Origin of the sequence: Cylindrospermopsis sp. CR12 (genome assembly GCF_001432185.1) — a bacterium.
Taxonomy (GTDB): Bacteria; Cyanobacteriota; Cyanobacteriia; order Cyanobacteriales; family Nostocaceae; genus Raphidiopsis; species Raphidiopsis raciborskii.
In genome coordinates this window covers 1-2,890 of the sequence record NZ_LMVE01000066.1, presented here as the reverse complement: position 1 = coordinate 2,890, position 2,890 = coordinate 1, and the positions used below count along the sequence as shown (strand labels likewise).

The window sequence follows — 2,890 nt, the reverse complement described above, 5'->3', positions numbered from 1 at the left end:
CCGCAATCAACGGTTAATAATCCATACTAGTAAATAAAAAGCTCCTCACCTAGTGTGGAGCTTTTTTTATGGGGAGACATCAGGGATAGTTTCATCCTGAAGTGTTGACATCTTCACTTTATTTATGATAATAATGGTATACAAAAAGTTTCGAGGTCGAAATGAAAAATATACCTTATTTATCCACCAAGGAAGCAGGTTCAATAATAGGTATTTCTGAGCAAAGAGTCTGTGCTTTGTTGCGTAGTGGTAACATCAAGGGGGAACAGGTAGGGAAAGTGTGGGTTATGGAGTCTGAAGCAGTTCAAGATTACATTAGGCAAACTAAGGGGCCCACAGATAGGAAGAATAGGGAAAATCGTCACCAATCAGTAAAAGCGCTTTCTTTTTTCTCAGGAGCTATGGGACTTGATCTTGGTTTCGAGAAAGCAGGTATTGAAATTTCCCTTGCCTGTGAGGTTGATAAGCACTGCAGACAAACCATCATTGCAAATAAACCAGACATTGCGCTTCTAGGAGATATAGGATCTTACAGCGCTCAGGAGATTCTAGACTATGCCAAACTAGCTAAAGAAGATGTAGATATTATGTTAGGTGGCCCACCATGCCAAGCTTTTTCTACAGCAGGGACAAGACGTGGCTTCAAAGATGAAAGGGGCAATATATTCTTAAAATATATTGAACTTATCTTAGAAATAAGCCCAAAATATGCCGTCATTGAGAATGTAAGAGGTCTTCTTTCAACCCCATTATTGCACCGCCCCCATTCAGAAAGAGGAAACGGCACCCTATCCAAAGAAGAAAAGCCAGGCGGTGCTTTGAAATATATTGTGGACGAACTTCGTAAAGGTGGGTACAGTATCAGTTTTAATCTCTACAACACGGCAAATTATGGTGTTCCCCAAATCAGGGAAAGGGTAGTCATCATTTGCCATCGTGGAAAAAAAGTTCCTTATCTATATCCCACCCATTCACAAACGGGTGATTTTGGTCTTGCTAAGTGGAGAACGCTACGCGAATCTATTGGCGACTTAAACCCAAGCCAGGCGGAGTATATCGAGTTCCCAGAAGGGAGATTAAAATATTATAGAATGTTAAAAGAAGGTCAATACTGGAAACATCTACCTGAAGAATTGCAGAAGGAAGCATTAGGAAAATCCTATTACTCAGGTGGTGGTAAAACAGGTTTCCTCAGACGTTTATCATGGGACAAACCAAGCTGTACTTTAGTAACATCCCCCGCCATGCCAGCAACAGATATTTGCCATCCGGAACATCTGCGACCATTAAGTATTCAGGAATATAAACGTATTCAGCAATTTCCAGATAGTTGGGTTATATGCGGTTCTGTCATGGAGCAATATCGACAAATAGGGAATGCCGTACCTGTTGGTTTCGGAGAAGCAATAGGTAAAGCCATCCTTGCACATATGAATGGAGAGATAAAACATCCCCCTCTGAATTTCCCGTTTTCACGTTATAAAGGCAATGATGATGTGTCCTGGGAAGCTAAAATTGGTAGTACATACTTGGAAAAAAACATCCAAGGCTCACTCTTTACAGCAACAGCTTATACTGCGTAAAAGTTAAGAATTTATCTATTTTAAAGTAGTAAGGTAGTTCTCAGCATAGGATCTAAAACCTTTTTCTGAAAGCTTCTCTTTTCCTTCCAGTGAGGGGAAATTGTCCCAATTGTACCCCTCTTTTTTAGAAAAAGTTCGGAACCACTTCTTAATTTTGGTTCCCTTGCGGATAGCAGCAGAAGAGGAATTTTCAGAATTATCTCTGTTTTTGACTTGCAGCGATTGCCAGATATTTTGGCTATCAAGATATATAAAATCAACTACTTTAACGATAGAACCAGAACACCATACCCATCCATGTTGCTCCATTACTACCGCAATATACCTTTCTAATAAATCCCCCACAAGATTTTCAGCCATCATTGATAGGCTATGTAGTTTTTCAGCTTCTACCAGTTTCTTGGAGGGAACTTCAAAATACTTGTTCAAGATGATACTTACCACTTTATCTGGGATTGTAGTAGGTGGCAGTGGTTTTATTAGATCACGACCTGTTTTGAACTTTGTAGCACTAAGAATAATATACTCTTCTGTACCAAAGATAGGCGAATTCTTACGTTTTAGTTGTCCAACCGCATCAGGGTTATCAGAAAGGAATTGTATAACCTTTCCAAATTTATAGCTAAGTGACGGATCAAGTTTATCCATTTCCTTTTTGGCAATTTCTGCTGTATTTAACTCTGACATAGTTTCTTGAAATTATTAAATATTTTAGCTTTATAGCCTAAAAAGAACCTATCTAACAAGAGGTTGTTGTATCCCACATTCTGCTTTCTGCAGTTGGGCCAATGCCTTGTTAACGTTAGCTGGACTCAACCCAGTCTGCTCGACCAGCAAGGGGGATGTTGCAATGGGACACCCTATCAAGGTTCGATGGATTTGTAGCATAGCTTTATAAACTCGCTATACATCAAAATGCGATTGCGAAGCACTAGCACTCTCCAGATTGCACTTTCTATCACAATTCCTATAACAGGATATAAATAAAAGCTAACTTAATCAAATTAAATTACATAGGAGTTAACATAAAATAATCATTACAAGTGAAACTGAGCGTCAAAACTAGTAACTTAATAATCGGAAACCCCTACCACATATAGGAAAATCCCTAATTGGCAAAATTATTAAAAATTTTGTAAAAACCTCTTTACAAAACTAAATATTTGTCTTAATATAAGTTCATAAGGTAGAAACACCTACCAGAACATACATAAATCTCTCGTAAAACCGCAATTATAAAACCATGACCACTGCCATTCAACAGCGCCAAAGCGCCAACGTATGGGATCGCTTCTGTGAATTTATCA

General features: G+C 38.7%; 2 protein-coding genes. One reads left to right on the top strand and one right to left on the bottom strand.

All coding sequences use genetic code 11. The annotated features are described in order from the left end of the window. Window positions 1-161: 161 nt before the first annotated feature. Window positions 162-1,583: a DNA cytosine methyltransferase gene (locus ASL19_RS08365; protein WP_057177987.1), complete on the top strand. Its 1,422-nt coding sequence runs from the start codon at window positions 162-164 to the stop codon at window positions 1,581-1,583. 15 nt (window positions 1,584-1,598) lie between these two features. Here the strand turns inward: ASL19_RS08365 and ASL19_RS08360 are convergent, their stop codons facing one another. Beyond that, window positions 1,599-2,270, bottom strand: coding sequence for a SinI family restriction endonuclease (locus ASL19_RS08360; RefSeq protein ID WP_057177986.1), 672 nt, complete (start codon window positions 2,268-2,270; stop codon window positions 1,599-1,601). Window positions 2,271-2,890 lie beyond the last annotated feature (620 nt).

Excerpts from the sequence above, each read along its gene's own strand:
- ASL19_RS08365 (WP_057177987.1), top strand. The coding sequence starts at position 162 with ATGAAAAATATACCTTATTTATCCACCAAGGAAGCAGGTTCAATAATA.
- ASL19_RS08360 (WP_057177986.1), bottom strand. The coding sequence starts at position 2,270 with ATGTCAGAGTTAAATACAGCAGAAATTGCCAAAAAGGAAATGGATAAA.